This window comes from Streptomyces sp. YS-3 (assembly GCF_045257485.1).
Taxonomy (GTDB): Bacteria; Actinomycetota; Actinomycetes; order Streptomycetales; family Streptomycetaceae; genus Streptomyces.
Genome location: NZ_JBJHPC010000007.1, coordinates 15,205 through 41,481, shown reverse-complemented (window position 1 = coordinate 41,481; position 26,277 = coordinate 15,205). Strand labels below are relative to the sequence as shown.

Sequence of the window (26,277 nt, the reverse complement as noted above, 5' to 3'; positions counted from 1 at the left end):
GCCCGCGACCCCTTCGCCTCCGCCAGCGCGGCCCTCGACGGGGTCATCGCCTCCTCCATGGCCGCCGACGCCCTCGTGTCCATCCGCGGCACCGACCTGCCGCTGGTCATGCTCGACAGCGACCCCGCCGCGTCCGGGCCCGCCGCCCGCGTCAACCTCGACATCGCCGACGGCATACGGCAGGTGACGGACCATCTGCTCGGCCTCGGCCACCGCGGGTTCGTCCACCTCGCCTCGGCCGTGGACTCCTGGACGTTCCGGGTACGCGCCCGGGCCCTGGAGGACGCGCTGCGCGCGGTGCCCGGCGCCGAGGTCCTGACCGTGCCCTCCGCGCTCACCGTCGACGCCGGCCGCGCCGCCGCCGAGCACGCCCTGACCCGGCCCGGCCCCCGCCCCACGGCGCTCATCTGCGACGACGACATCCTGGCCGCGGGAGCCTGCAAGGCCGCCCGGCGGCTGGGCCTGCGCGTCCCGGAGGACCTCTCGGTGGCCGGGTTCGACGACCTCGCCCTGGCCACCGCCCTCGAACCCGAGCTCACCACCGTCCGGCTGCCCGCCGAGCGGGTGGGCGAGCGGGGCATGGCCGCGCTGCTCGCCGTACTGGAGGGCCGTGAGCCGGAGGCGGGCGACCTGCCCGTCTCCCTGGTCGTCCGCGGCTCCACGGCGCCGCCCGCGTCCTGAACGCAAAAGGCCCGTGCCCCGCCGTCACGGACGGTGGGGCACGGGCCCGCGGAGCACTGCCTCGCGGCTACTCCTCGTCGTCGTCCGAGGGCACCTCGGTCGGCTCGGCGCTCGCCTCCTCGGTCTGCAGGAGACGGGAGAGCTGACGGCCGACGATCCGCTTGAACTTGCGCTGCTGCGGCCGTGTCCGGTCCAGGACCGCGACCTCCAGCCGCTCCGCGGGGATCTCCCGGTCGGCGCCGTTGGTCTGGTTGGAGAGGGCCTGCACGGCCAGCTTCAGCGCCTCGGCCAGCGACATACCGTCCTGGTGGCGCTGGTCGAGGAAGGTGCTGATCTGCTCGGCGTTGCCGCCGACCGCGACCGAGCCGTGCTCGTCCACGATCGAGCCGTCGTGCGGCAGCCGGTAGATCTGGTCCTCCTCCGGCGTCGCCCCGACCTCGGCGACCACCAGCTCCACCTCGTACGGCTTCTCGCCGGCGCTGGAGAAGATGGTGCCCAGCGTCTGCGCGTACACGTTCGCCAGGCCGCGGGCCGTCACGTCGTCGCGGTCGTAGGTGTAGCCGCGCAGGTCCGCGTAGCGCACACCGCCGATGCGGAGGTTCTCGTACTCGTTGTACTTGCCGGCGGCGGCGAAGCCGATCCGGTCGTAGATCTCGCTGAACTTGTGCAGGGCACGGGACGGGTTCTCGCCGACGAAGACGATGCCGTCGGCGTACTGCAGCACGACCAGGCTCCGGCCGCGCGCGATGCCCTTGCGGGCGTACTCGGCGCGGTCGGCCATGGCCTGCTGGGGTGAGACATAGAACGGCGTCGACACCGGCTATCCGTCCCTTTCTGTCAGTGGCGGGGTCATCTCTGCGGCCTCAGAGCAGTGCGGCGCGCGGGCCGTCGGGCTGCTCCAGGCGCTTCTCCAGGATCGAGCGGGCGATCTCGGAGGACTCCGCCTCGGTCAGTCTCCGGAAGCCCTCGTCGCTGATGACGGTGACGATCGGATAGATCCGGCGGGCCACGTCGGGACCGCCGGTCGCCGAGTCGTCGTCCGCCGCGTCGTAGAGGGCCTGGACGACCAGGGTCGTCGTCTGCGCCTCGGTGAGGTCCTCGCGGTAGAGCTTCTTCATCGAGCCCCGGGCGAAGATCGAGCCCGAGCCGGTGGCCGCGTAGCCGTGCTCCTCGGAACGGCCGCCGGTCACGTCGTACGAGAAGATGCGGCCCCTCTCGCGGTCCACGTCGTACCCCGCGAAGAGCGGGACCACGGCGAGGCCCTGCATGGCCATGCCGAGGTTGCCGCGGATCATCGTGGAGAGCCGGTTGGCCTTGCCCTCCAGGGAGAGGGTGGTGCCCTCGACCTTCTCGAAGTGCTCCAGCTCCAGCTGGAAGAGCTTGACCATCTCCACGGCGAGACCCGCGGTGCCGGCGATGCCCACCGCCGAGTACTCGTCGGCGGGGAAGACCTTCTCGATGTCGCGCTGGGCGATCATGTTGCCCATCGTCGCCCGCCGGTCACCGGCGAGCACCACGCCGCCGGGGAAGGTGGCGGCGACGATGGTGGTGCCGTGCGGGGCCTCCACGTGCCCCTGCACGGGCGGCAGGACGCGCTTGCCGGGCAGCATCTCCGGCGAGTGCTCGGCCAGGAAGTCCATGAACGAGGACGAGCCCGGCGTCAGGAAGGCAGCTGGTAGACGCCCTGTGCCACGGGTGTTGGCTTCCACGAGGTTCCCTCCAGGTAGGCGGCAGCCCGACGAACTGTGTCGGGATCGTCTCCCAACTTGCCGATGGCCGAATCGCAGTTGAAGCACCGTACGCCACGGACTTTACCCGTCCCGTGGCGGTGATCCACATGAACGGCGGGGGCGGCAGGGCGGGTTGGGCACACACCGCGCCGCCCCGCCACCGGGAACCCTCGTCCCCTTACCCGCACCCCTCGCTGTTCACGTTCGTGGACTACTGTCCACCCTTCTGAACGAACGAGCGGACGAAGTCCTCGGCGTTCTCCTCCAGCACGTCGTCGATCTCGTCCAGCACCGAGTCGACGTCGTCCGAGAGCTTCTCGTGGCGTTCCTTGAGGTCCTCCGAAGCCTGCGCGTCCTGGGTCTGCTCCTCGACCTCCTCGGTGGAACGCGTGGCCTTCTGCTGTCCGCCGCCGGTGTCCTTGGTCGCCATCTACCTCACCCCGCTCGGTTCGATGTCCTTGATCAGACCCTACAAGCAGGGTCTGACATCGGCCCCGCACTTGGTGGAACGTGCGGGGTCTACCTCTGTGTTTCCCCTGCCGCATGCTTTTCAGCCCCAGGTCAGCCGCCCGAGAGCACCCGGACCAGATCCTCGGCCGTACGGCACCGGTCGAGCAGCTCCTTCACGTGATTACGCGTTCCGCGAAGCGGTTCCAGGGTTGGCACGCGCTGGAGGGAGTCACGGCCGGGCAGATCGAAGATGACCGAGTCCCAGGAGGCGGCGGCCACGTCGTCCGCGTACTGCTCCAGACAGCGCCCGCGGAAGTAGGCCCTGGTGTCCTCCGGCGGCTTCGTCCGGGCCCGGGAGACGTCGGACTCCTCCAGCAGCCGTTTGATCTTCCCACGGGCCGCCAGACGGTTGTAGAGGCCCTTCTCGGCCCGTACATCGGCGTACTGGAGGTCGACGAGGTGGAGCCTGGCCGCGTCCCAGCCCAGGCCGTCGCGCCGCCGGTAGCCCTCCATCAGCTCCCGCTTGGCGATCCAGTCCAGCTCGCCGGAGAGGCTCATCGGATCGTTCTCCAGCCGGTTGAGCACGTCCTCCCAGCGGCCCAGCACATCCTTGGTCTGGTCGTCGGCGTCGGCGCCGAACCGCTCCTCCACGTATTTGCGCGCCAGCTCGAAGTACTCCATCTGGAGTTGTACGGCGGTCATGGTCCGGCCGCTGCGCAGCGTGACCAGATGGCGCAGGTCCGGGTCGTGGGAGACCTGGTGCAGGGCACGGACCGGCTGGTCGACGGCGAGGTCGACGTTGATGAAACCGTCCTCGATCATGGAGAGGACGAGGGCCGTCATCCCCAGCTTGAGGTAGGTGGAGATCTCGGAGAGGTTGGCGTCGCCGATGATGACGTGCAGCCGGCGGTACTTCTCCGCGTCCGCGTGCGGCTCGTCGCGGGTGTTGATGATCGGGCGCTTGAGGGTGGTTTCCAGGCCCACCTCGACCTCGAAGTAGTCCGCGCGCTGGCTGATCTGGAAGCCGTGCTCGTGCCCGTCCTGGCCGATGCCGACGCGGCCGGCCCCGGTGATGACCTGCCGGGAGACGAAGAACGGCGTGAGGTGGCGCACGATGTCCGAGAACGGGGTCTCCCGCTTCATCAGGTAGTTCTCGTGCGTGCCGTAGGACGCGCCCTTGTTGTCGGTGTTGTTCTTGTAGAGGTGGATCGGCTGGGCGCCGGGGAGCTGCGCCGCGCGCTCCGCCGCCTCGGCCATGATGCGCTCGCCCGCCTTGTCCCACAGGACCGCGTCCCACGGGTTGGTGACCTCGGGCGAGCTGTACTCGGGGTGCGCGTGGTCGACGTACAGCCGCGCCCCGTTGGTGAGGATGACGTTGGCGAGGCCGATGTCCTCGTCGGTGAGCTGGCTGGAGTCGGCGGCCTCGCGGGCGAGGTCGAAGCCGCGGGCGTCCCGCAGCGGGTTCTCCTCCTCGAAGTCCCACCGCGCTCTGCGCGCCCGGTGCATCGCCGCCGCGTAGGCGTTGACGATCTGGGACGAGGTGAGCATGGCATTGGCATTGGGGTGGCCGGGGACGGAGATGCCGTACTCCGTCTCGATGCCCATTACTCGCCGTACGGTCATGCGGCCCTCCTTGCCCGGCGGCGCTCCCCTGTGGGAGCGGCGCTCAAGTACCGCTGTTTCTCCGGTGCGTGTGCGGTGCCCGTCCCCGCACTGCGCGACTCGGCGGTACGGAAGAGCCTAGAACGCCTTTGCGCTGGTGGGGAGATCAATTCCGTCATTGCTCTTGGTCGGTCCATGGCCTGAATTCGGCCGGAAATGCAGGCGGCTGCGGATGCCCCGGCCGGGCACCCGCAGCCGCCCCTGTGCGCTACAGGTACTGACCGGTGTTGGCCACGGTGTCGATGGAGCGTCCCGTGTCCGCGCCCTGCTTTCCGGTGACGAGGGTACGGATGAACACGATCCGTTCGCCCTTCTTTCCGGAGATACGGGCCCAGTCGTCGGGGTTGGTGGTGTTGGGCAGGTCCTCGTTCTCCTTGAACTCGTCCACACAGGCCTGGAGGAGGTGGGAGACGCGGATGCCCTTCTGGTTGTGGTCGAGGAAGGCCTTGATGGCCATCTTCTTGGCCCGGTCCACGATGTTCTGGATCATGGCGCCGGAGTTGAAGTCCTTGAAGTAGAGGACTTCCTTGTCGCCGTTGGCGTACGTGACTTCCAGGAAGCGGTTCTCCTCGGATTCCGCGTACATCTGCTCGACGACGGATTGGATCATCGCGTGGGCCGCCACGTCCTTGGAACCGCTGTGCTCGGACAGGTCGTCCGCGTGCAGCGGGAGGGAGGCCGTGAGGTACTTGGCGAAGATGTCCTTGGCCGCCTCGGCGTCGGGCCGCTCGATCTTGATCTTCACGTCCAGGCGCCCGGGGCGCAGGATGGCCGGGTCGATCATGTCCTCGCGGTTGGAGGCGCCGATGACGATGACGTTCTCCAGGCCCTCCACACCGTCGATCTCGGCGAGCAGCTGGGGGACGATGGTGTTCTCCACGTCCGAGCTGACACCGGAACCGCGGGTGCGGAAGAGGGACTCCATCTCGTCGAAGAAGACGATGACGGGGGTGCCCTCGCTGGCCTTCTCCCGGGCTCGCTGGAAGACCAGGCGGATGTGCCGCTCGGTCTCACCGACGTACTTGTTGAGGAGCTCGGGGCCCTTGATGTTGAGGAAGTAGCTCTTCCCCGCGGGCTGGCCGGTCACCTCGGCGACCTTCTTGGCGAGCGAGTTGGCGACGGCCTTGGCGATGAGCGTCTTGCCGCAGCCGGGCGGACCGTAGAGCAGGATGCCCTTGGGCGGGCGCAGTTCGTGCTCCTTGAAGAGGTCCGGGTAGAGGTACGGGAGCTCGACCGCGTCGCGGATCATCTCGATCTGGCCGCCGAGTCCGCCGATCTTGTCGTAGTCGACGTCCGGGACCTCTTCGAGGACCAGTTCCTCGACCTCGCTCTTGGGAACCACCTCGTACACGTAGCCGGAGCGGGGTTCGAGCAGAAGGGCGTCGCCGGGGCGGATGGTGATGTCCAGGAGCGGCTCGGCGAGCCTCACCACCCTTTCCTCGTCGGTGTGCCCGACCACCAGGGCGCGTTCGCCGTCCTCAAGGATCTCCTTGAGGGTGACGATGTCCCCGGCGCGCTCGAACTCCATGGCCTCGACCACGTTGAGCGCTTCGTTGAGCATGACTTCCTGGCCGCGCCGGAGCTCGTCGAGCTCGACGCTGGGGCTGACGTTCACCCGGAGCTTGCGGCCCCCGGTGAAGATGTCCGCCGTGCCGTCCTCGTTGGACTGCAGGAAGACACCGAAGCCGGCCGGCGGCTGTGCGAGCCGGTCGACCTCCTCCTTGAGGGCCACGATCTGGTCCCGGGCCTCGCGGAGCGTATTGGCGAGCCGCTCGTTCTGCGCGGACACGCCCGCCAGGTTGGTCTGCAGCTCGACGATCCGCTCTTCGAGAATCCTCGTATGACGCGGAGAGTCGGCGAGCTTACGTCGCAGGACGGCGATTTCCTGCTCTAGATAGGCAACCTGGCCGGCTGGGTCCTCAGACCCCCGCCCCGGCCGGATGCCGCGGTTGATGTCGTCGTCGTGGGCTGCCACGGTCCTCACCTCCTCCAAGGGGAGCTGGACGCTTCCTGACCCTACCTGGGCGGGTGGTGATTGAAACCCCTAGATCACAAAGACTGCGGGGTGTGTCCGATCTTCACCCTTGCGCTCTCCCTCACGCCAGGGGAATACCCACCCATCAACATCGGAAAGCGGGCGGTTGTATCGTCGAGTCGGTCAACACCCGTCAGGACTGGTACGGATTGCCCGATCGGCCTGTGGGGTGGGACACACCGCACGAACACAGCACCGCGCAGGAACGGCAGGCGACATGAACGACGCTCTCGAGGTCTGGATCGACCAGGAGCTCTGCACGGGCGACGGCATCTGTGTCCAGTACGCGCCCGAGGTCTTCGAGCTGGACATCGACGGTCTGGCCTATGTGAAGAGCTCCGAGGACGAGCTGTTGCAGGCGCCGGGCGCCGTGACGCCGGTTCCGCTGCCGCTTCTCCAGGACGTGGTCGACTCGGCGAAGGACTGCCCGGGCGACTGCATCCACGTACGCCGGGTTTCGGACAGCATCGAGGTCTACGGTCCGGACGCGGCCTGAGACGGTAAGTGACGAGTGACGTACGCTCGGTGACGGATCAGATGCTGGGCGCCGGGGACCGGGTGCTCCGGACGAACTTCCCGCCCTGCCACCGCCACTTGGTCTCCAGTTCCTCGTCGGGGCAGCAGCGCGGCACGGACGGCGAGGAGTAGCCGAGCAGGGTCGCGCTGACCTCGCCATCCCGGACCGCGAGATCGCGGACGCTCCGCTTCTCCCGGGGGTCGGCGAGCGTGGCCACCACCCGCGGCGGGCCGCCCGGCACCGCGGGCCGGGTCAGCACGTAGAGCCCGCTCGGCGGGGTCCCCGAGCCGGCCCGGCAGTGGACGGCCGCCACGGTCTCGGGGCTGCCGTCGCCGTCGAGGTCGCCGGTGGCGCGGGCGGCGACCTGGGTGCCCACCGTGCCGCACTGGAGCGGGTAGGCGACGGCCGACGCCTCGGGGGCCGGGGCCGCCGCCACCTGGGCTCCGGGGGCCCCTTGGGAGGCTGTGGCGGTGCCGGGCTGGAGCCAGCCGGCCAGCGCCACGACACCGGCCATCGCGGCGGCCGTGGCCAGCCAGTGCACCGGGCGGGCGTGGGTGTGCGCGAGCTCGGGGACGGCGGCGTTCTGCACGCGGGAGGTCTCCTGTGAGGGGCGGTGCGGGTGGTGGAGGTGGCCAGCATCGTGCCACACGTCACAGTCGGGCGGAACAGCGGGGTCGGGGCGGAGTTCACTGCCCGGGCCGTCTCCGGCCCGTCTCCTGCCCGTACCCGGCCCGTACCCGGCCGGTACCTCCAACGGAAAAGCGCCGCCGCCGAGTTCCTCCACGGGTGGGGGAACTCGGCGGCGGCGCCGGTGCGTTGGGGCCGACGGGCTCGTCAGTCCTTGTTGGGGCCCTCGTAGTCGTCTCCGTACGCGCCCTTGGCGGGGCGGCGGCGGCGCAGCGGGGGCTCGACGCCGTCCGCGAGGCGGCGGGCGGTGACGAGGAAGCCGGTGTGGCCGATCATCCGGTGGTCGGGGCGGACGGCGAGGCCCTCCACGTGCCAGTTGCGGATCATCGACTCCCACGGCTGCGGCTCGGCGAAGCAGCCGATCTCGCGGATCGCCTCGACGGTGCGCGAGAGCTGGGTGGTGGTGGCCACGTAGCAGCAGAGGATGCCGCCGGGCACCAGCGCCTTGGAGACGGCGTCCAGGCACTCCCAGGGGGCCAGCATGTCGAGGATGACGCGGTCGACGTCGGTGTCCGACAGGTTGTCCTGGAGGTCGCCCACGGTGAGCTGCCAGGCGGGGTGCGGCTCGCCGAAGTAGCGCTCCACGTTCTGCTGGGCGATCTCGGCGAAGTCCGCGCGGCGCTCGTAGGAGTGGAGCATGCCGTGGTCGCCGATGGCGCGCAGCAGGAAGGCGCTGAGCGAGCCGGAGCCCACACCCGCCTCGACGACGCGCGCGCCGGCGAAGATGTCGGCGAAGGCCAGGATCTGCCCCGCGTCCTTGGGGTAGACCACGGCGGCGCCGCGGGGCATGGACAGGACGTAGTCGGGGAGCAGCGGGCGCAGCGCGAGGTACGCGACGTTCCCGGTGGTACGGACAACACTGCCCTCGGGAGCGCCGATCAGCTCGTCGTGCGGGAAGGAACCCTTGTGGGTGTGGAAGTTCTTCCCGGCTTCGAGCGTGAACGTGTAGTGGCGTCCCTTGGGGTCGGTGAGCTGGACCTGGTCCCCGACCTTGAAGGGCCCGCGACGGCGGGCGGCACCGGTCGGTTCGGACATACGAACAGGGTACCGGCCCTGTTGACCCGGCAGCGCCACGGCCTGCGCGTCCCCGGCCGGCCGCGACGGCGCGTCCTAGGCGGTGGGCCGCGCCATCGCGGCCACGAAGGCCTTCTCGACGTCGGCGGCCGAGAGCACCCCGTAGATCTCCCCGCTCTCCTCGACCACCAGGTACTCGGTGGCCGGGGTGGCCCGCAGCCGGTCCAGGAGCGGCTCGCCCGCCAGCTCGGCCGGGACGCGCATCCCGTCGGTGAGGTCCTGGGCCAGACCGCTCACCGCGACCCAGGGGCGGCGGTGTTCCGGTACGCCCACGATGGCGGCCTCGCGGACCAGGCCGGTGGGGTCGCCGTGGCCGTCGACGACGACCAGCGCGCGCGCCCCGGCCTCGTTGGCCCGGCGCAGCGCCTCGGAGAGCGGGGTGGCGGACTCCACGGGGACGGCCCGGCGGGTGAGGTTGCGGGCGCGCAGCTCCGGCAGGTGCTCGCGCAGCCGGGCCATGCGCAGGCTGTTGCCCGCGCCGGTCCAGATGATCGCGGCGAGGATCGCGGCGAGCAGCGCGTCGGTGACGGTGTCCATGCCGTCGACCTCTTCGGGCGCGTTGCCCAGGGCGCCGGTCTGAGTGAGCAGCGGCAGGCCGATGAGGACGGTGACGGCCAGCGCCCGGCCGACCCAGGCGGCGGCGACCGTGCCGCTCATGGGCTTGCCCGTGATCTTCCACACGACGGCGCGGAGCATCCGGCCGCCGTCCAGCGGCAGCCCGGGCAGCAGGTTGAAGCCCGCAACGATCAGGTTGGAGATCATCAGTCCGGCGAGCAGCACACCGGGGACGGTGCCCGGCTCGACGGCCTGCATCCCCACGTAGAACAGCCCCGACAGGACCAGCGAGAGCAGCGGGCCGACGAAGGCGAGCACGAACTCGCGGCCCGGCGTCTCGGTCTCCTTCTCGATCTCGGAGACACCGCCGAAGAACTGGAGCTGGATACGCCGCACGGGCAGCCGGAAGCGCAGCGCGGCGACGGTGTGAGCGAGTTCATGGACCAGCACCGAGGCGTAGAAGGCGACGGCGAAGAAGAGCGAGACGAGGTAGCGGGCGGCGCCGAGCTCGGGCAGCACCCGGTCGAGCTGGCCGCCGAAGACCCAGGTGATCAGGGCGGCGACCAGGAACCAGCTGGGGGCGACGTAGACCGGTACACCGAAGGGACGCCCCATGAGGAGTCCGCCGCCCGGCTCCGGCCGACGGGGCGACTTGCCGCCGCCGGGCGCGGCGCCCGGGCCTTCGTCGCCCGCGCCGGACTGCGGCCTTTTGCTGTCGCCGCTCTCGTCCACGGTGTCCCTTCGTCGGTGCTTCTGTCACGATCATGCAGTGTGAGGGGGCTCGTCGTCGATGGTATTCCGCTCGCTGTCAGTGGCGGGCCGTAGGGTCTGTGTCATGGATACGAGCACCCAGGAGGCCGCGCCGGACCGGCGGCCCGTGTCGTTGTCGCCGTCGCGGGCGAACGACTTCATGCAGTGCCCCTTGCTGTACCGGTTCCGGGTGATCGACAAACTTCCCGAGAAGCCGAGCGAGGCGGCGACGCGCGGCACGCTGGTGCACGCGGTGCTGGAGCGGCTCTTCGACGACCCCGCGGCGGAGCGGACCGTTCCGCGGGCCAAGGCGATGATCCCCGGCCAGTGGGACCGGCTGCTGGAAGCGAAGCCCGAGCTGACGGAGCTCTTCGCCGAGGACGCGGACGGCGAGCGGCTGACGGGGTGGCTGGCGGAGGCCGAGCGGCTGGTGGAGCGGTGGTTCTCGCTGGAGGACCCGACCCGCCTGGAGCCGGTGGAGCGGGAGTTCTTCGTCGAGACGGAGCTGGAGTCGGGGCTGCGGCTGCGCGGGGTGATCGACCGGGTCGACGTGGCCCCCACCGGCGAGGTGCGGATCGTCGACTACAAGACGGGCAAGGCCCCCCGCCCGCAGTACGCGGAGGGCGCGCTCTTCCAGATGAAGTTCTACGCCCTGGTGGTGTGGCGCCTGAAGAACGTGCTGCCGCGCCGGCTCCAACTGGTCTACCTGGGCAGCGGCGACGTGCTGACGTACGACCCGGTGGAGGCGGACCTGCACCAGGTGGAGCGGAAGCTGCACGCCCTGTGGGAGGCGATCCGGCTGGCCACCGAGACCGGCGACTGGCGGCCCCGGCCCACCAAGCTGTGCGGCTGGTGCGACCACCAGGCGGTCTGTCCGGAATTCGGGGGGACTCCCCCGGCCTATCCGCTTCCGCTGCTCCCGACCGGGAGTGCGCGGGACGCGCAGGGCAGAATGGACCCGGTCCAGCAATCCTGATGAGGAGTTCCCGTGGCGATCCGCGTCCTACTGGTCGACGACCAGCCGCTGCTGCGCACCGGTTTCCGGATGATCCTGGAGGCCGAGCAGGACATCGCGGTGGTGGGCGAGGCCGGCGACGGTCTCCAGGCCCTCGACCAGGTGCGGGCGCTCCAGCCCGATGTGGTGCTGATGGACATCCGGATGCCCCGGATGGACGGCGTGGAGGCCACCCGGCAGATCAGCGGGCCGGGCAAGGACGGCCCCGCGAAGGTGCTGGTGCTGACCACGTTCGACCTCGACGAGTACGTGGTGGAGGCGCTCAAGGCGGGGGCCAGCGGCTTCCTGCTGAAGGACGCCCCGGCCAATGAGCTGGTGCAGGCGATCCGGGTGGTCGCGGCGGGCGAGGCGATGCTCGCCCCCTCCATCACCCGCCGCCTGCTGGACAAGTACGCGGACCACCTCCCCTCGGGCGAGGAGCCGGTCCCGGACACGCTGCACACCCTGACCGACCGCGAGGTCGAGGTCCTGAAGCTGGTGGCGCGCGGTCTGTCCAACGCGGAGATCGCCGCGGACCTGTTCGTCAGCGAGACGACGGTGAAGACGCACGTGGGCCATGTGCTGACGAAGCTGGGCCTGCGCGACCGCGTCCAGGCGGCGGTGTACGCGTACGAGAGCGGCCTGGTCCGGCCCGGCGCGCAGTAGGGCGGACGCCGCGGATACGGCGAAGGGGTGCGGGAATCGATTTCCCGCACCCCTTCACCGTATCCGTGACGTCCGTATCCGCGTTCGCGGCGTGGGCGCCTAGTTCTTGCTGATCTCCCAGAAGCGGAAGACCGTCGACGGGTCCAGCGTCCACTCCAGGCCCGCCACGCCCTCGCGGGCAACCGCGTACTGCTTGCCCTGCCACAGCGGCAGGATCGGCAGGTCGGCCGCGACGAGGTCCTGGAGGCGGGCGAAGTCGGCCTCGGTGGCCGAGCGGTCCTCGGTGGCGGCCGTGGACGGGAGGATCTCGTCCGTGATCACCTTGCTGACGTAGTGGTTGGACAGCACGCTGTCCTTGCCGAAGAACGGCGAGGTGAAGTTGTCCGGGTCCGGGTAGTCGGGGATCCAGCCCTTCACGTACACGCCGTACTTGCCCGCCGCGATGTCCTTCTCGTACTGCTTGAACTCGACGGACTTCACCTCGGCCTCGAACAGCCCGCTCGTGTTGAGCTGCTTGGCGATGGCCCGCAGCTCGTCGTCGGTGCCCGGTCCGTAGCGGATGGGCGTGGACCACAGGGTGAGCTTCACCTTGCCGCTGATGCCGGCCTTGTGCAGCACCTGCTTGGCCTTCGCGGGCTGCGGGCTGCCGCCGTACATGTCGAACAGCGCGGTGCTGTGCGCGGTGATGCCGGCCGGGACGACCGAGTAGAGCGGCGTCGCCGTCGACTTGTAGACATCGCGCACCAGCGCCTCGCGGTCGACGAGGTAGGCGACGGCCTTGCGGACGGCGAGCTTGCCGGCGACCGGGTCGTTCATGTTGAAGACCAGGTGCTGGACCTCGGCGCCGGTGCCCTCGACGACCTTGACGCCGTTCTTGTCGGCCAGGCTGGAGGTCTGGAGGTCGGCGATGTCCTTGGCGGTGAGACCGCGGTAGGCGAGGTCGATGTCGCCCTGCTTCAGGGCCTGTGCCAGGTCCTTCTGGCGGCCGTGGAAGAGCTTGATGGTCATGCCGGAGTTCTTGACCTTGGCGCTGCCCCGGTAGCCGGAGTTCACCGAGAAGCTCGCCTGCTTCTCACCGAAGGCGTCCAGCTTGTAGACGCCCGAGCCGACCGCCTTGCCGTCGGTGCGCAGCTTGTCCGCCGGGTACGTCTCCTGGTCGACGATCGAACCGGCGCCGGAGGCGATCCTGCTGGGGAAGGTGGCGTCGGGCACCTTGAGGTGGAAGACGACGGTCCGCTCGTCCGGGGTGTCGATCTTCCCCAGGGTGGCCAGCAGCGGGGCGGGCCCGTTGGGGTCGTTGATGCGCAGCACCCGCTCGAACGAGAACTTCACGTCCTCGGAGGTCAGCGCGTGGCCGTTGCTGAACTTCAGACCGGGGCGCAGGGTGCAGCGGAAGACCTGGGAGCCGCCCTTGTCGAACGAGCACCGCTCGGCCGCCTCGGGCTGCGGGGTGGAACTTCCCTTGGGGAAGCCGAGCAGCGACTGGAAGACGTTGTTGAACAGCAGCCAGGAGCCCGGGTCGTAGCCGGAGGCCGGGTCGGTGGCCTGGATGTCGTCCGACATCCCCATGACCACCGAATCCCCGCTGCCGGAGGAGGAGCCGTCCTCCGAGCCGCAACCGCTGAGGAGACCGGCCGCCAGCCCCGCGGCGAGCGGGGCCGTCAGCCATCGGTTCCGTATCTTCACGTGCGAGTGCCTCACAGTCGTTGCTCGGCCGCGGGCCCCGGGGGTCGCCCCCCGGGGAGCCGCGGCCTCACGGAAATTGCCTGCCCGGCACGTGCCAGTCGCGGCCGGGTCCTGCGTTACTTCACACCGCGGCCCAGCTCCCACAGCTGGAGGTCGGCCGAGGAGTTGAGCGCCCACTCGGTGCCCGTGATGTCGCTGCGGGCGGCGACGTACTGCTTGCCCTGCCACAGCGGCAGCACCGGGACGTCGTTGGCGACGATGTCCTGGATCTTCTCGAACGGCTTGGCGGCCTGGTTGCGGTCGGCCGCGACGCGGGACTCCGGGATCAGGGTGTTGCGCACCTCGACGTTGGAGTACGGCGAGTTGAGGAAGTTGTCACGGCCGAGGAAGGGTGCGACGTAGTTGTCCGGATCCGGGAAGTCGGGGAACCAGCCGAGGCCGTAGACGGCGTACTCGCCGGCCTTCTGCGCCGGGCGGTACTTGGGCCAGTCGGTCGCCTTGAGCGTGGTGGCGAACAGACCGGTGGAGTTCAGCTGGTCCCGCAGGATCGAGAACTCCTTGGCGGTGCCCGGGCCGTAGTGGTCGCTCGTGTAGTTCAGCGTGAGCTTCACCGGGGTGGAGATGTTCGCGGCCTTCAGGATGCCCGCGGCCTTCTGCTTGCTCGGCTCGCCGTACTTGTTGAAGAACGAGTTGGTGTGCCCGGCGATCGAGGTCGGGATGAGCGAGTAGAGCGGCTCGGCGGTCGCCCCGTACACCTTGGAGGCCAGCGCGCCGCGGTCGACGACGGCGGCCATCGCCTGGCGGACGGCCTTGTTCTTCACCGACGGGTCGTTGGTGTTGAAGCCCAGGTAGCGGATCTCCAGGCCGGGCATCTCGACCAGGTTGACGTTCTTGGGCGGGGTGGCCGAGTACTTCTGGATCTGCTCCGGCGACATCGAGCGGGTCATCAGGTCGATCTTGCCGGATTCGAGCTCGGCGCCCATGGCGTCGGCGTCCGGGAACGAGCGGAGCTCGACCTTGTCGTGGTTGACCTTCAAGTCACCCTTGTAGTTGGGGTTCTTGCTGAAGACCGCCTTGACGACCTGGTCGCCCTTGTATTCGGCCTTGAGGGTGTACGGGCCGGAGCCGTCGACCTCGAAGCCGCCGCGCAGCTTCTTCGGCAGGTACTTGTCCTTCTGCACGATCGCGGCGGCGGGCGTCGCGAGCTTGTACGGGAAGGTGGCGTCCGGGGTCTTCAGATGGAAGATGATCTCGTCGTCGCCCTTGGTCTCCATCGTGTCGATGTTCTCGAGCAGCGCGACGGGGCCGTTGCCGTCCTTGATGGTCAGGACGCGCTGGATGGAGTAGTGGACGTCGGCGGCGGTCAGCTTGGAGCCGTCGGCGAACTTGAGGCCGCTGCGCAGCTTGCAGCGGTAGCTCTCGTTCTCCTTGTCGGTGAACGCGCAGCTGGAGGCCGCGTCCGGGACCGGCTCGCCGCCGCCGCGCGGCACGTGGACCAGCATCTGCACGGTCTGGCGCAGCACGTTCCAGGCGCCGGTGTCGTAGGCGTAGGCCGGATCGAAGGGAGCGGGCGCGTCCTTGGTGACCACGAACTGGTCCGTGGTGCCCACGACGATGGCCTTGCCGCCGTCGCCCCCACTTCCCGCGCCGCCACATGCGGCGAGTACGGGGGCGAGCAGGCCCACTACGGCCGGCAGCACCAAAGTCTTGCGGTTCATCCTGGACGTTCTCCCTATGTGTCCGGCACTGGGGTACAGCGGTGTACGGAAGACTCCGCCGCGGGCCGCCCGGTCGGGGCGGGGAGGCGATCGGGCCGGTACGTACGATCGGACCTGCGCGCCCGGCGGCTTGGTGGTTGCCGGGGCAGTTGAGGGTGCGGCGAAGTTCTCGCGACGAGATTAGTGGGCGGGCCGGGAAAGCCCGTACCGGGCCTGCTCCATTCACATGGCATGCAGTGGCCGGAAATAGCGGCCGTCGGATATCGCGGCGGCGGAATCTTTCGTACAGGAGATCACCAAACAGGACACAAGGGCACCTCCAGAAGGTCTGGAGACGCCCTTGACGTGGTGGATTGACGGCGGATCAGGTGACGAACGTCACCCCCTTGACAAGGGGGTGACAAGGAGGTGACAAGGGAGTCGCAAGGTCCGACAAGGATTGGGCCGCCGTGAATTCGCCGCCTTGCGGGGTAACGGAAAATGCACGGTCGGATGCGATCAGTTTGTGTCGCATTCAGGGCGCACGCTGTGTGTACGGATCAGTTCATCCGGGTGATCAGCGTACGCAGAAAAGCCAGGTCGACCTGTTCGAGGGATTCCACGACGACCCGGCCCTCGGCGGCCTCGATGGGCGCCACGGAGGGCACCGCCACGACCCGGCAGCCGGCCGCCTCGGCGGCGGCCACACCCGTCACGGTGTCCTCGACGACCGCGCATCTGGTGGGGTCCGCGCCGAGCCCGGCGGCGGCGAAGAGGTACGGCTCGGGGTGCGGCTTGGTGCGGCCCACCTCGTCCCCCGCGACGGTGAGCGCGAAGTGGCGCGCGCCGAGCGTGTGCAGCACCCGGTCGATGATCCGCCGGTGCGAGGCCGAGACCAGCGCGGTCGGCACCGCGTGCTCGGCCAGCTCGCCCAGCAGCCGGGCGGCTCCCGGCATCAGCGGCACGCCCCCGCCGATGCGCGCCTCGAAACGGTCGTTGAGCAGCACGGTGAGCTCGGGCACGGTGATGTCCGCGCCGGTGGCCTCGATCAGGAACCCGGCGCTGCGGGTCATCGGGCCGCCCACCACGACGTCGCGCCAGATCGGCTTGAGCGGGTGGCCGAGCGCGGCGAAGACCTCCACCTCGACGTCCCACCAGAACCCCTCGGTGTCGACCAGGGTGCCGTCCATGTCGAGGAAGACGGCTTCGAGGGCGGAGCCTTGAGCCGAACCGGTTACGGGCGCGGGAACCGTGGTGGTCATCCGGGCACACCTCCTGGAGGGACGAGAAGGCCGGTTCCCAGGGGGGGAACCGGCCTGCGCTGGACCGACCAGTGTACGTCCGGCCGCCGCGGAACGCTCGTGGTGAGGGTCACGTCCGGGTCCGGGCGCACCGCGGGCGCGGGAGCGCCTACCTCGCGTTGAAGTACTTCGCCTCCGGGTGGTGGATGACGATGGCGTCCGTGGACTGCTCGGGGTGGAGCTGGAACTCCTCGGAGAGGTGCACCCCGATCCGCTCGGGTTCGAGCAGTTCGGCGATCTTGGCGCGGTCCTCCAGGTCGGGGCAGGCCCCGTAGCCGAGCGAGAAGCGCGCGCCGCGGTACTTCAGGGCGAACATGTCCTCCACCTCGGAGGGGTCCTCACCGGCGAAGCCGAGTTCGGCGCGCACGCGCGCGTGCCAGTACTCGGCCAGGGCCTCGGCCAACTGCACCGACAGGCCGTGCAGTTCGAGGTAGTCGCGGTAGGAGTTGGCCGCGAACAGCTCGGCCGTGGCCTCGCCGATCTTCGAGCCGACCGTGACCACCTGGAACCCGACCACATCGGTCTCGCCGGAGTCCTCCGGACGGAAGAAGTCCGCAAGGCAGAGCCGGCGGCCCCGGCGCTGGCGCGGGAAGGTGAAGCGCGTCCGCTCCGAGCCGTCCTCGTTCAGGATGATCAGGTCGTCGCCCTTGGAGACGCACGGGAAGTAACCGTGGACGACGGCCGCCTCCAGGAGGTTCCTGGTGTGCAGCTGCTCAAGCCAGCCGCGCAGCCGGGGCCGGCCCTCGCTCTCCACCAGTTCCTCGTAGCTCGGCCCGTCGCCGGCCCGGTTCTGCTTCAGGCCCCACTGGCCCTTGAAGAGCGCCCCCTCGTCCAGCCAGGACGCGTACTCCTTGAGACCGATGCCCTTGATCACCCGGGTGCCCCAGAACGGCGGCTCGGGGACACGGTTGTCGACGGCCACGTCCGAGCGGACCGAGCCCTCGGGCTCCTCCGGCTCGGGCAGGGCCGTCGCCCGCTTGGCCACCCGGCGCTGCTTGAGCTCGGGCAGGGCCGCGCCGGGCACTCCGCGCTTCACCGCGATCAGCGCGTCCATCAGGCGCAGGCCCTCGAAGGCGTCGCGGGCGTAGCGGACCTCGCCCTCGTAGATCTCGTGCAGGTCCTGCTCCACGTACGCGCGCGTGAGGGCGGCGCCGCCGAGGATCACCGGGTAGTCGGCGGCCATCTTGCGCTGGTTGAGCTCCTCCAGGTTCTCCTTCATGATCACGGTCGACTTCACCAGGAGACCGGACATGCCGATGACGTCGGCGCGGTGCTCCTCGGCGGCCTCCAGGATCGCGGAGACGGGCTGCTTGATACCGAGGTTGACGACGTTGTAGCCGTTGTTGGACAGGATGATGTCGACGAGGTTCTTGCCGATGTCGTGGACGTCGCCGCGCACGGTGGCCAGCACGATGGTGCCCTTGCCCTCCGCGTCCGACTTCTCCATGTGCGGCTCCAGATGGGCCACGGCGCTCTTCATGACCTCGGCGGACTGCAGGACGAACGGCAGCTGCATCTGGCCGGAGCCGAAGAGCTCGCCGACGACCTTCATGCCCTCCAGGAGGGTGTCGTTGACGATGTCGAGCGCCGGGCGGGTCAGCAGCGCCTCGTCGAGGTCGGCCTCCAGGCCGTTCTTCTCGCCGTCGATGATCCGGCGCTTGAGCCGCTCCTCCAGCGGCAGGGCGAGGAGCTCCTCGGCCTTGCCCGCCTTCATCGACTTGGTGCTGACGCCCTCGAAGAGCTCCATGAGCCGCTGGAGCGGGTCGTAGCCCTCGGAACGCCGGTCGTGGATGAGGTCGAGGGCGACCTTGACCTGCTCCTCCTCCAGCCGCGCGATCGGCAGGATCTTGGAGGCGTGCACGATCGCGGAGTCCAGGCCCGCCTTGACGCACTCGTCCAGGAACACCGAGTTGAGGACGACACGGGCGGCCGGGTTGAGGCCGAAGGAGATGTTGGACAGACCGAGGGTGGTCTGGACGTCCGGGTGGCGGCGCTTGAGCTCGCGGATGGCCTCGATGGTGGCGATGCCGTCCTTGCGGGACTCCTCCTGGCCGGTGCAGATGGTGAAGGTGAGGCAGTCGATGAGAATGTCCGACTCATGGACGCCCCAGTTGCCGGTGAGGTCGTCGATGAGCCGCTCGGCGATGGCGACCTTGTGCTCGACGGTACGGGCCTGGCCCTCCTCGTCGATGGTGAGCGCGATCAGCGCCGCCCCGTGCTCCACGGCCAGCTCGGTGACCTTGGCGAAGCGCGACTCGGGCCCGTCGCCGTCCTCGTAGTTGACGGAGTTGATCACCGCGCGTCCGCCGAGCTTCTCCAGCCCGGCGCGCAGGACGTTCACCTCGGTGGAGTCGAGGACGATCGGGAGGGTGGAGGCGGTGGCGAAGCGGCCGGCCAGCTCCTCCATGTCGGCGACGCCGTCGCGGCCCACGTAGTCGACGCAGAGGTCGAGCATGTGCGCGCCCTCGCGGATCTGGTCGCGGGCCATCTCCACGCAGTCGTCCCAGCGGCCCTCCAGCATGGCCTCGCGGAACTTCTTGGAGCCGTTGGCGTTGGTGCGCTCGCCGATCGCCAGGTACGCGGTGTCCTGGCGGAACGGCACGCTCTGGTAGAGCGAGGCGGCGCCGGGCTCGGGGCGCGGGCGCCGCTCGGTCGTGGCGACGCCGCGGACCCGCTCGACCACCTGGCGCAGATGCTCGGGCGTGGTGCCGCAGCAGCCGCCGACCAGCGAGAGGCCGTACTCGCGCACGAACGTCTCCTGGGCGTCGGCGAGCTCCGGCGCGGAGAGCGGGTAGTGGGCGCCGTCCTTGCCGAGGACGGGCAGTCCGGCGTTGGGCATGCAGGACAGCGGCACCCGGGAGTGCCGGGCGAGGTAGCGCAGGTGCTCGCTCATCTCGGCGGGGCCGGTGGCGCAGTTGAGGCCGATCATGTCGATGCCGAGCGGCTCCAGCGCGGTGAGCGCGGCGCCGATCTCGGAGCCGAGCAGCATGGTGCCGGTGGTCTCGACGGTGACCGAGCAGATGATCGGGACCCGGTAGCCGGCCGTGTCCAGGGCGCGCTGCGCGCCGAGGACGGCGGCCTTGGTCTGGAGCAGGTCCTGGGTGGTCTCCACCAGGAGCGCGTCGGCGCCGCCCGCGAGCATGCCCTCGGCGTTCCGCTGGTAGGCGTCGCGCAGGGTGGTGTACGGGGCGTGGCCGAGGGTGGGCAGCTTGGTGCCGGGTCCCATGGAGCCGAGCACCCAGCGCTGCTGTCCGGTGGCGGCGGTGAACTCGTCGGCCACCTCGCGGGCGATCCGGGCGCCCGCCTCGGACAGCTCGTACACCCGCTCGGAGATGTCGTACTCGCCCAGGGCGGAGAAGTTGGCGCCGAAGGTGTTGGTCTCCACGCAGTCGACGCCGACCGCGAAGTACTCCTGGTGCACCGTGCGCACGATGTCGGGCCGGGTGACGTTGAGGATCTCGTTGCAGCCCTCCAGGTCCTGGAAGTCCTCCAGGGTGGGGTCCTGGGCCTGGAGCATGGTGCCCATGGCACCGTCGGCCACCACCACACGGGTGGCGAGCGCTTCGCGTAGTGCGTCGGCGCGGGTCCGGCTGTCGGCGGAAGGGGTCGGCAACGAGGCCATGGATGTGCTCCCTGGAGTGCGACGGCTGTCGGCTTTGCGGCGTCCGGGGGGAGGCCGCACCCGGTCAGGGTAACCGGGCGCCGGGCGCGTGGCACGGGCGTCCCACGGGGCGGACGGCCCGGGGGGCCGGCCGGGTGACCGCCGGATGGCCGCGGTACGGCTGTCATCTGAACTGGCCGGATGGCGGCGGGGAGCGTCCATCACGGTGACACGGGGTCGACAACGGCCGATACTGTTCAGCATTGTCGAACTCAACGTTCCGAAGTGGGAGGAAGCGCGATGGCGCGGAACATCCAGTCGCTCGAACGGGCAGCCGCCATGCTGCGGCTGCTCGCGGGCGGCGAGCGGCGGCTCGGCCTGTCCGAGGTGGCCTCCGCGCTCGGCCTGGCCAAGGGCACCGCGCACGGCATCCTGCGCACCCTCCAGGCGGAGGGGTTCGTCGAGCAGGACCCGGCCTCGGGCCGCTACCAGCTCGGCGCGGAGCTGCTGCGCCTGGGCAACAGCTATCTGGACGTCCACGAGCTGCGGGCGCGGGCCCTGGTGTGGACGGACGACCTGGCGCGCTCCAGCGGCGAGAGCGTCTACGTGGGCGTGCTGCACCAGCAGGGCGTGCTGATCATGCACCACGTCTTCCGGCCCGACGACAGCCGGCAGGTCCTGGAGGTCGGGGCGATGCAGCCGCTGCACTCCACCGCGCTCGGCAAGGTGCTCTCGGCGTTCGACCCGGTGGCGCACACCGAGGCCGTGGAGGGCGAGCGGACCGCGTTCACGCCCCGCACGGTGATCGAGCCCGCCCGCTTCGAGGAGCTGCTCGACCTGATCCGCGCGCGCGGCTGGGCCGGCGACACGGAGGAGACCTGGGACGGGGTGGCCTCGGTGGCGGCGCCCATCTTCGACCGGCGCCGGATGCCGGTGGGCGCGGTGGGCGTCACCGGGGCCGTGGAGCGCGTGTGCGCGGACGGCGAGATCCGTTCCGACCTGGTGGCGGCGGTGCGCGACTGCGCCCGCTCGGTCTCGCGCGACCTGGGCGCCGGCCGCTTCTGAGCCCCTGACCTGCCACTTCCGGCCCCGCTTCGATCGTTTCCGATCCTGGCCGGAAGTTTTCGATCAATGTGGCTGAAAGATACCTACTGGTAACGATCGGGATACCGGCCACAGAACCCTTGACGACGACTTCACCCCGGGGCAACACTGCCGTTCATCGGTCGGCATTGTCGAACACCTAACGGCAATACGAGTTAGAGTGTGACAACGCCAAGGGCCGTCAAGCCCTCGACGTGAGGGCGCGGACCACCGGAGGGACCCGGGGTTCGCCTTCCCCTGGACGAAGGACAAAGGAGTCGCGGGTGTCCAGCTCCGACATCTTCACCGGCGAGATCATCGGTACCGCCGTTCTCATCCTGCTCGGCGGTGGCGTGTGCGCCGCCGTCACACTGAAGAGCTCCAAGGCACGCAACGCGGGCTGGCTGGCCATCACCTTCGGGTGGGGCTTCGCGGTCCTCACCGGCGCCTACATCTCCGCCCCGCTCTCGGGTGCGCACCTCAACCCGGCGGTGACGCTCGGCCTCGCGATCGAGGGCGGCACCGAGTGGAGCGACGTGCCCACCTACCTCGCGGGGCAGCTGCTCGGCGCCATGATCGGCGCCACCCTGGTCTGGCTCGCCTACTACGGCCAGTTCCAGGCGCATCTGACCGACCCGGAGATCATCGGCGACCCTGCCGACCAGGCGATCGAAGGACCGCACGACGGCAGCGCCTCGCACGCCGGCCCGGTTCTCGGCATCTTCTCCACCGGCCCCGAGATCCGCAACGCGATACAGAACCTCACCACCGAGATCATCGGCACGGCCGTGCTGGTCCTGGCCATCCTGACCCAGGGCCTGAACGGCGACGGCAAGGGCCTCGGCGTCATCGGCGTACTGATCACCTCGCTGGTCGTCGTCGGCCTCGGCCTCTCGCTCGGCGGCCCCACCGGCTACGCCATCAACCCGTTCCGTGACCTGGGCCCGCGCATCGTGCACTCGCTGCTGCCGCTGCCCAACAAGGGCGGTTCGGACTGGGGCTACGCCTGGGTGCCGGTCGTCGGCCCCCTCGCCGGTGCCGCCCTCGCGGGCGGCCTGTACAACCTCGCGTTCGCCTGAGCCGTACAGCGTTGAGAAGCCGTAGAGACCTTCAGACCTCCAGGAGAACTCCGTGAGCGACACCCACACCACCGCCTCGCACGGCCACGGCCCGTTCATCGCGGCCATCGACCAGGGCACCACCTCCTCCCGCTGCATCGTCTTCGACAAGGACGGCCGGATCGTCTCGGTCGACCAGAAGGAGCACGAGCAGATCTTCCCGAAGCCGGGCTGGGTCGAGCACGACGCCGCCGAGATCTGGACCAACGTCCAGGAAGTGGTGGCCGGCGCCATCGACAAGGCGGGCATCACCTCCGCCGACGTCAAGGCGATCGGCATCACCAACCAGCGCGAGACCACCCTGCTCTGGGACAAGAACACCGGCGAGCCCGTGCACAACGCGCTCGTGTGGCAGGACACCCGCACCGACGCGCTCTGCCGCGAGCTCGGCCGAAACGTCGGCCAGGACCGCTTCCGCCGCCAGACGGGCCTGCCGCTCGCCTCGTACTTCGCCGGCCCCAAGGTCCGCTGGCTGCTCGACAACGTCGAGGGCCTGCGCGAGCGCGCCGAGCGCGGCGACATCCTCTTCGGCACCATGGACTCCTGGGTCATCTGGAACCTGACCGGCGGCACCGAGGGCGGTGTGCACGTCACGGACGTCACCAACGCCTCGCGCACGCTGCTCATGAACCTCCACGAGATGGCGTGGGACGAGAAGATCCTCGCCTCCATGGAGATCCCGGCGGCCGTGCTGCCCGAGATCCGCTCCTCCGCCGAGGTGTACGGCCACGCCAAGGGCGGCGTCCTGGACGGCGTCCCGGTCGCCTCCGCGCTCGGCGACCAGCAGGCGGCCCTGTTCGGCCAGACCTGCTTCTCCGAGGGCGAGGCCAAGTCCACGTACGGCACCGGCACCTTCATGCTGATGAACACCGGTGACAAGCCCGTCAACTCCTACAACGGCCTGCTGACCACCGTCGGCTACCAGATCGGCGAGCAGAAGCCGGTCTACGCCCTGGAGGGCTCCATCGCCGTCACCGGTTCGCTGGTGCAGTGGATGCGCGACCAGATGGGCATGATCAAGACGGCCGCCGAGATCGAGACCCTGGCCTCCTCGGTCGAGGACAACGGCGGCGCCTACTTCGTGCCGGCCTTCTCCGGCCTGTTCGCCCCGTACTGGCGCCCCGACGCCCGCGGTGTGATCGCCGGTCTCACCCGGTACGTCACCAAGGCGCACATCGCGCGCGCCGTCCTTGAGGCGACCGCCTGGCAGACCCGCGAGATCAGCGACGCCATGACCAAGGACTCCGGCGTCGAGCTGACCGCGCTCAAGGTCGACGGCGGTATGACCTCCAACAACCTGCTGATGCAGACCCTCTCGGACTTCCTGGACGCGCCCGTGGTGCGTCCGATGGTCGCCGAGACCACCTGCCTCGGCGCCGCCTACGCCGCCGGCCTCGCCGTCGGCTTCTGGCCGGACACCGACGCGCTGCGCGCCAACTGGCGCCGCGCCGCGGAATGGACCCCTCGCATGGACGCCGACCAGCGTGACAGCGAGTACAAGAACTGGCTCAAGGCCGTCGAGCGGACCATGGGCTGGATCGAGGACGAGGAGTAGATCGACCATGACCACCACGCAGAGCGTCCCTGCCCTGGGGACGCACCCGGCCTCCGGCTCCACCCAGAGCCGCGCCGAAACTCGGGAGCAGCTTTCCAAGGCGACATACGACCTCCTGGTGATCGGCGGCGGCATCCTGGGCATCTCCACCGCCTGGCACGCCGCGCAGTCCGGGCTGCGGGTGGCCCTGGTGGACGCCGGCGACTTCGCCGGCGCCACCTCCTCGGCCTCCTCCAAGCTCCTGCACGGCGGTCTGCGCTACCTGCAGACCGGCGCCGTGAAGCTGGTGGCCGAGAACCACTTCGAGCGGCGTGCGGTGTCGCGTCAGGTGGCACCGCACCTCGCCAACCCGCTCACCTTCTACCTGCCCGTCTACAAGGGCGGCCCGCACGGCGCCGCCAAGCTCGGCGCCGGTGTCTTCGCCTACTCGGCGCTCTCCGCCTTCGGTGACGGCGTCGGCCACCTGCTCTCGCCCTCCAAGGCGGCGCAGGACGTGCCGGAGCTGCGCACGGACAACCTGAAGGCCGTGGCCGTGTACGGCGACGACCAGATGAACGACGCGCGCATGGCCCTGATGACGGTCCGCGCCGCGGTGGACGCGGGCGCCGCGGTGCTCAACCACGCCGAGGTCACCGGGCTGCGCTTCACCCGGGGCCGGGTCACCGGCGCCGAGCTGCGCGACCGCCTCTCCGGCGACGAGTTCGGCATCGACGCCCGTCTGGTGCTCAACGCGACCGGCCCCTGGGTCGACCACCTGCGCAAGATGGAGAACCCGGACGCGGCCCCCTCCATCCGGCTGTCCAAGGGCGCGCACCTGGTGCTCAAGCGCACCTCCCCCTGGAAGGCCGCGCTGGCGACCCCGATCGACAAGTACCGCATCACGTTCGCGCTGCCGTGGGAGGACATGCTCCTGCTCGGCACCACGGACGAGGAGTTCGAGGGCGACCCGGCGGACGTCGCGGTCACCGAGAAGGACACCGCGCAGATCCTGGACGAGGCCGCGTTCTCCATCCGCGACCAGCAGCTCTCGCGCGATCTGATCACGTACTCCTTCGCCGGTCTGCGGGTCCTGCCGGGCGGTCCCGGCGACACCTCCAAGGCCAAGCGCGAGACGGTCGTCACCGAGGGCCGCGGCGGCATGCTGTCGGTCGCCGGCGGCAAGTGGACGACCTTCCGCCACATCGGCCGTACGGTGATGAAGAAGCTGGAGCAGCTGCCCGGCCGCCCGCTCGGTGATGATTTCGAGCCCATCTCCGAACTGCCCGGCAAGCTGCCGCTGCCCGGTATAGCCAACCCGCGCGCCGTCGCCCACCGCCTGATGGTGGACGGCCCGGCGCCCGGCCCGCGCATGGCGGCCGACACCGCCAAGCACCTCGCCACGCACTACGGCTCGCTCTCCTTCGACATCGCGCGCCTGGCCAACGAGGACGCGGCGCTGGCCGAGCGGATCCACCCGGACGCGCCGGAGATCTGGGCGCAGGTCGTCTACGCGCGCGACCACGAGTGGGCGGAGACCGCCGACGACGTGCTGCGCCGCCGCACCACGCTGACGATCCGGGGCCTGGCCACGGACGAGATCCGCGGCAAGGTCGACGACCTGCTGGGCAAGAAGGACTGACGTACGCCCGCAACGGCCGAGTCAGCCGGAAGGGGCGGTTCCCACGGGGGGAGCCGCCCCTTTCGCGTGCTCCCGTGTGCCGGAGCGTTCTGGAGACGCATAATGGGGTCCGATTCATCGGATGTATGGAGGTCGCCCCATGGCAGTCACCGACGAGGCCATCGAGAAGATCAAGGAAATGATCGTCTCCGGTGCGCTGCGCCCGGGCGACCGGCTGCCCAAGGAGAGCGAACTCGCCGCCGAACTGGGCCTGTCCAGGAACTCCCTGCGCGAGGCCGTCCGCGCGCTGTCCCTGATCCGCATCCTGGACGTGCGCCAGGGCGACGGTACGTATGTGACCAGCCTCGACCCGCAGTTGCTGCTGGAGGCGATGAGCTTCGTCGTGGACTTCCACCGGGACGACACGGTGCTGGAGTTCCTGGCGGTGCGGCGGATTCTCGAGCCCGCGGCCACGGCGATGGCGGCGGCCCTGATCGGGGACGCGGAACTGGACGCGCTGGCGGCCCAGTTGGACGCGCTCGGCCCGGACCCGTCGGTGGAGGAGCTGGTCGCCTGCGACCTGGAGTTCCACCGAGGGATCGTGCGCGGCGCCGGGAACTCGGTGCTCTGCTCCCTCCTGGACGGTCTCTCGGGCCCCACCACCCGGGCCCGGGTGTGGCGCGGGCTGACGCAGGAGGACGCAGTGGCCCGTACCCTCCACGAGCACCGCGCCATCCTCGCGGCCCTGCGCGACCGGGACGCGGAGGCGGCGAGGTCGTGGGCGACGGTGCACATCGCGAGCGTGGAGCAGTGGCTCAGGTCGACCCTCTGAGCCGGG

At 69.9% G+C, this 26,277-nt stretch carries 22 protein-coding genes; 9 read left to right on the top strand and 13 right to left on the bottom strand.

The features are described 5' to 3' along the window. Positions 1 to 681 (top strand): LacI family DNA-binding transcriptional regulator (locus ACJA3G_RS01650; protein ID WP_406551025.1); only part of this gene is annotated, 681 nt, incomplete at its 5' end. Between the two features lie 67 nt (positions 682 to 748). On the opposite strand, the gene prcA is transcribed toward ACJA3G_RS01650, so the two are convergent. The 6 genes from prcA to arc all read right to left on the bottom strand — a co-directional run bounded on the left by prcA (position 749) and on the right by arc (position 6,498). After that, the gene (gene prcA / locus ACJA3G_RS01645; protein WP_406551024.1) at positions 749 to 1,498 is read right to left on the bottom strand and encodes a proteasome subunit alpha; all 750 of its coding nucleotides are present in this window, start codon (positions 1,496 to 1,498) and stop codon (positions 749 to 751) included. 46 nt (positions 1,499 to 1,544) lie between these two features. Then, positions 1,545 to 2,390, bottom strand: a complete 846-nt coding sequence (gene prcB, locus ACJA3G_RS01640) for a proteasome subunit beta (protein WP_406551023.1) — start codon at positions 2,388 to 2,390, stop codon at positions 1,545 to 1,547. Beyond that, entirely contained in the window at positions 2,342 to 2,554 is a 213-nt protein-coding gene (locus ACJA3G_RS01635) for an endonuclease domain-containing protein (RefSeq protein ID WP_406551026.1), read from the bottom strand. The genes prcB and ACJA3G_RS01635 overlap by 49 nt, the downstream gene beginning before the upstream one ends. A 68-nt stretch (positions 2,555 to 2,622) precedes the next feature. Further along, positions 2,623 to 2,841 (bottom strand): ubiquitin-like protein Pup, encoded by a 219-nt coding sequence (locus ACJA3G_RS01630; RefSeq protein ID WP_067134420.1) that lies wholly within the window; start codon positions 2,839 to 2,841, stop codon positions 2,623 to 2,625. Between the two features lie 131 nt (positions 2,842 to 2,972). Further along, positions 2,973 to 4,484, bottom strand: coding sequence for a depupylase/deamidase Dop (dop, locus tag ACJA3G_RS01625; protein WP_406551022.1), 1,512 nt, complete (start codon positions 4,482 to 4,484; stop codon positions 2,973 to 2,975). Between the two features lie 247 nt (positions 4,485 to 4,731). Continuing rightward, positions 4,732 to 6,498 carry a proteasome ATPase gene (gene arc / locus ACJA3G_RS01620; RefSeq protein ID WP_406551021.1) on the bottom strand — a complete coding sequence of 589 codons (1,767 nt, stop codon included), beginning with the start codon at positions 6,496 to 6,498 and terminating at the stop codon, positions 4,732 to 4,734. Between the two features lie 277 nt (positions 6,499 to 6,775). Here arc and ACJA3G_RS01615 point away from each other — a divergent pair, with 277 nt between their 5' ends. Next, complete coding sequence (locus ACJA3G_RS01615; protein ID WP_406551020.1) at positions 6,776 to 7,054, top strand: ferredoxin; 279 nt, start codon at positions 6,776 to 6,778, stop codon at positions 7,052 to 7,054. Between the two features lie 37 nt (positions 7,055 to 7,091). On the opposite strand, the gene ACJA3G_RS01610 is transcribed toward ACJA3G_RS01615, so the two are convergent. The 3 genes from ACJA3G_RS01610 to ACJA3G_RS01600 form a co-directional block, all read right to left on the bottom strand. Next, positions 7,092 to 7,664 carry a hypothetical protein gene (locus tag ACJA3G_RS01610; RefSeq protein ID WP_406551019.1) on the bottom strand — a complete coding sequence of 191 codons (573 nt, stop codon included), beginning with the start codon at positions 7,662 to 7,664 and terminating at the stop codon, positions 7,092 to 7,094. A gap of 245 nt (positions 7,665 to 7,909) precedes the next feature. Further along, positions 7,910 to 8,797 carry a tRNA (adenine-N1)-methyltransferase gene (locus ACJA3G_RS01605; RefSeq protein WP_067156039.1) on the bottom strand — a complete coding sequence of 296 codons (888 nt, stop codon included), beginning with the start codon at positions 8,795 to 8,797 and terminating at the stop codon, positions 7,910 to 7,912. 75 nt (positions 8,798 to 8,872) lie between these two features. Further along, positions 8,873 to 10,123: a site-2 protease family protein gene (locus ACJA3G_RS01600; RefSeq protein ID WP_406551018.1), complete on the bottom strand. Its 1,251-nt coding sequence runs from the start codon at positions 10,121 to 10,123 to the stop codon at positions 8,873 to 8,875. Positions 10,124 to 10,226: 103 nt separating this feature from the next. Here ACJA3G_RS01600 and ACJA3G_RS01595 point away from each other — a divergent pair, with 103 nt between their 5' ends. Further along, complete coding sequence (locus tag ACJA3G_RS01595) at positions 10,227 to 11,117, top strand: RecB family exonuclease (RefSeq protein ID WP_406551017.1); 891 nt, start codon at positions 10,227 to 10,229, stop codon at positions 11,115 to 11,117. A gap of 12 nt (positions 11,118 to 11,129) precedes the next feature. Beyond that, the gene (locus ACJA3G_RS01590) at positions 11,130 to 11,801 is read left to right on the top strand and encodes a response regulator transcription factor (RefSeq protein WP_053723497.1); all 672 of its coding nucleotides are present in this window, start codon (positions 11,130 to 11,132) and stop codon (positions 11,799 to 11,801) included. A 99-nt stretch (positions 11,802 to 11,900) separates the two neighbouring features. On the opposite strand, the gene ACJA3G_RS01585 is transcribed toward ACJA3G_RS01590, so the two are convergent. The 4 genes from ACJA3G_RS01585 to metH form a co-directional block, all read right to left on the bottom strand. Continuing rightward, entirely contained in the window at positions 11,901 to 13,487 is a 1,587-nt protein-coding gene (locus tag ACJA3G_RS01585; protein ID WP_406551016.1) for an ABC transporter substrate-binding protein, read from the bottom strand. 116 nt (positions 13,488 to 13,603) lie between these two features. Further along, on the bottom strand, positions 13,604 to 15,205 hold the full coding sequence (locus tag ACJA3G_RS01580; RefSeq protein WP_406551015.1) for an ABC transporter substrate-binding protein: 1,602 nt from the start codon (positions 15,203 to 15,205) through the stop codon (positions 13,604 to 13,606). 539 nt (positions 15,206 to 15,744) lie between these two features. Next, entirely contained in the window at positions 15,745 to 16,446 is a 702-nt protein-coding gene (locus ACJA3G_RS01575; RefSeq protein ID WP_406551014.1) for an HAD family hydrolase, read from the bottom strand. 148 nt (positions 16,447 to 16,594) lie between these two features. After that, positions 16,595 to 20,107 carry a methionine synthase gene (gene metH / locus ACJA3G_RS01570; RefSeq protein WP_406551013.1) on the bottom strand — a complete coding sequence of 1,171 codons (3,513 nt, stop codon included), beginning with the start codon at positions 20,105 to 20,107 and terminating at the stop codon, positions 16,595 to 16,597. A 279-nt stretch (positions 20,108 to 20,386) separates the two neighbouring features. Between metH and ACJA3G_RS01565 the strand changes: the two genes are divergently transcribed. From ACJA3G_RS01565 to ACJA3G_RS01545, 5 genes are all read left to right on the top strand, one after another. Continuing rightward, the gene (locus ACJA3G_RS01565; RefSeq protein WP_406551012.1) at positions 20,387 to 21,151 is read left to right on the top strand and encodes an IclR family transcriptional regulator; all 765 of its coding nucleotides are present in this window, start codon (positions 20,387 to 20,389) and stop codon (positions 21,149 to 21,151) included. A 302-nt stretch (positions 21,152 to 21,453) separates the two neighbouring features. Further along, entirely contained in the window at positions 21,454 to 22,248 is a 795-nt protein-coding gene (locus tag ACJA3G_RS01560) for an MIP/aquaporin family protein (RefSeq protein WP_406551011.1), read from the top strand. Between the two features lie 52 nt (positions 22,249 to 22,300). Continuing rightward, on the top strand, positions 22,301 to 23,842 hold the full coding sequence (gene glpK, locus ACJA3G_RS01555; protein ID WP_406551010.1) for a glycerol kinase GlpK: 1,542 nt from the start codon (positions 22,301 to 22,303) through the stop codon (positions 23,840 to 23,842). 7 nt (positions 23,843 to 23,849) lie between these two features. Then, positions 23,850 to 25,460: an FAD-dependent oxidoreductase gene (locus ACJA3G_RS01550; RefSeq protein WP_406551009.1), complete on the top strand. Its 1,611-nt coding sequence runs from the start codon at positions 23,850 to 23,852 to the stop codon at positions 25,458 to 25,460. 139 nt (positions 25,461 to 25,599) lie between these two features. Beyond that, positions 25,600 to 26,271 (top strand): FadR/GntR family transcriptional regulator, encoded by a 672-nt coding sequence (locus ACJA3G_RS01545; protein WP_406551008.1) that lies wholly within the window; start codon positions 25,600 to 25,602, stop codon positions 26,269 to 26,271. Positions 26,272 to 26,277: the final 6 nt, after the last annotated feature.

Excerpts from the sequence above, each read along its gene's own strand:
- ACJA3G_RS01630 (WP_067134420.1), bottom strand. The coding sequence starts at position 2,841 with ATGGCGACCAAGGACACCGGCGGCGGACAGCAGAAGGCCACGCGTTCC.
- dop (WP_406551022.1), bottom strand. The coding sequence starts at position 4,484 with ATGACCGTACGGCGAGTAATGGGCATCGAGACGGAGTACGGCATCTCC.
- ACJA3G_RS01615 (WP_406551020.1), top strand. The coding sequence starts at position 6,776 with ATGAACGACGCTCTCGAGGTCTGGATCGACCAGGAGCTCTGCACGGGC.
- ACJA3G_RS01605 (WP_067156039.1), bottom strand. The coding sequence starts at position 8,797 with ATGTCCGAACCGACCGGTGCCGCCCGCCGTCGCGGGCCCTTCAAGGTC.
- ACJA3G_RS01595 (WP_406551017.1), top strand. The coding sequence starts at position 10,227 with ATGGATACGAGCACCCAGGAGGCCGCGCCGGACCGGCGGCCCGTGTCG.
- ACJA3G_RS01580 (WP_406551015.1), bottom strand. The coding sequence starts at position 15,205 with ATGAACCGCAAGACTTTGGTGCTGCCGGCCGTAGTGGGCCTGCTCGCC.
- ACJA3G_RS01575 (WP_406551014.1), bottom strand. The coding sequence starts at position 16,446 with ATGACCACCACGGTTCCCGCGCCCGTAACCGGTTCGGCTCAAGGCTCC.
- metH (WP_406551013.1), bottom strand. The coding sequence starts at position 20,107 with ATGGCCTCGTTGCCGACCCCTTCCGCCGACAGCCGGACCCGCGCCGAC.
- ACJA3G_RS01565 (WP_406551012.1), top strand. The coding sequence starts at position 20,387 with ATGGCGCGGAACATCCAGTCGCTCGAACGGGCAGCCGCCATGCTGCGG.
- ACJA3G_RS01550 (WP_406551009.1), top strand. The coding sequence starts at position 23,850 with ATGACCACCACGCAGAGCGTCCCTGCCCTGGGGACGCACCCGGCCTCC.
- ACJA3G_RS01545 (WP_406551008.1), top strand. The coding sequence starts at position 25,600 with ATGGCAGTCACCGACGAGGCCATCGAGAAGATCAAGGAAATGATCGTC.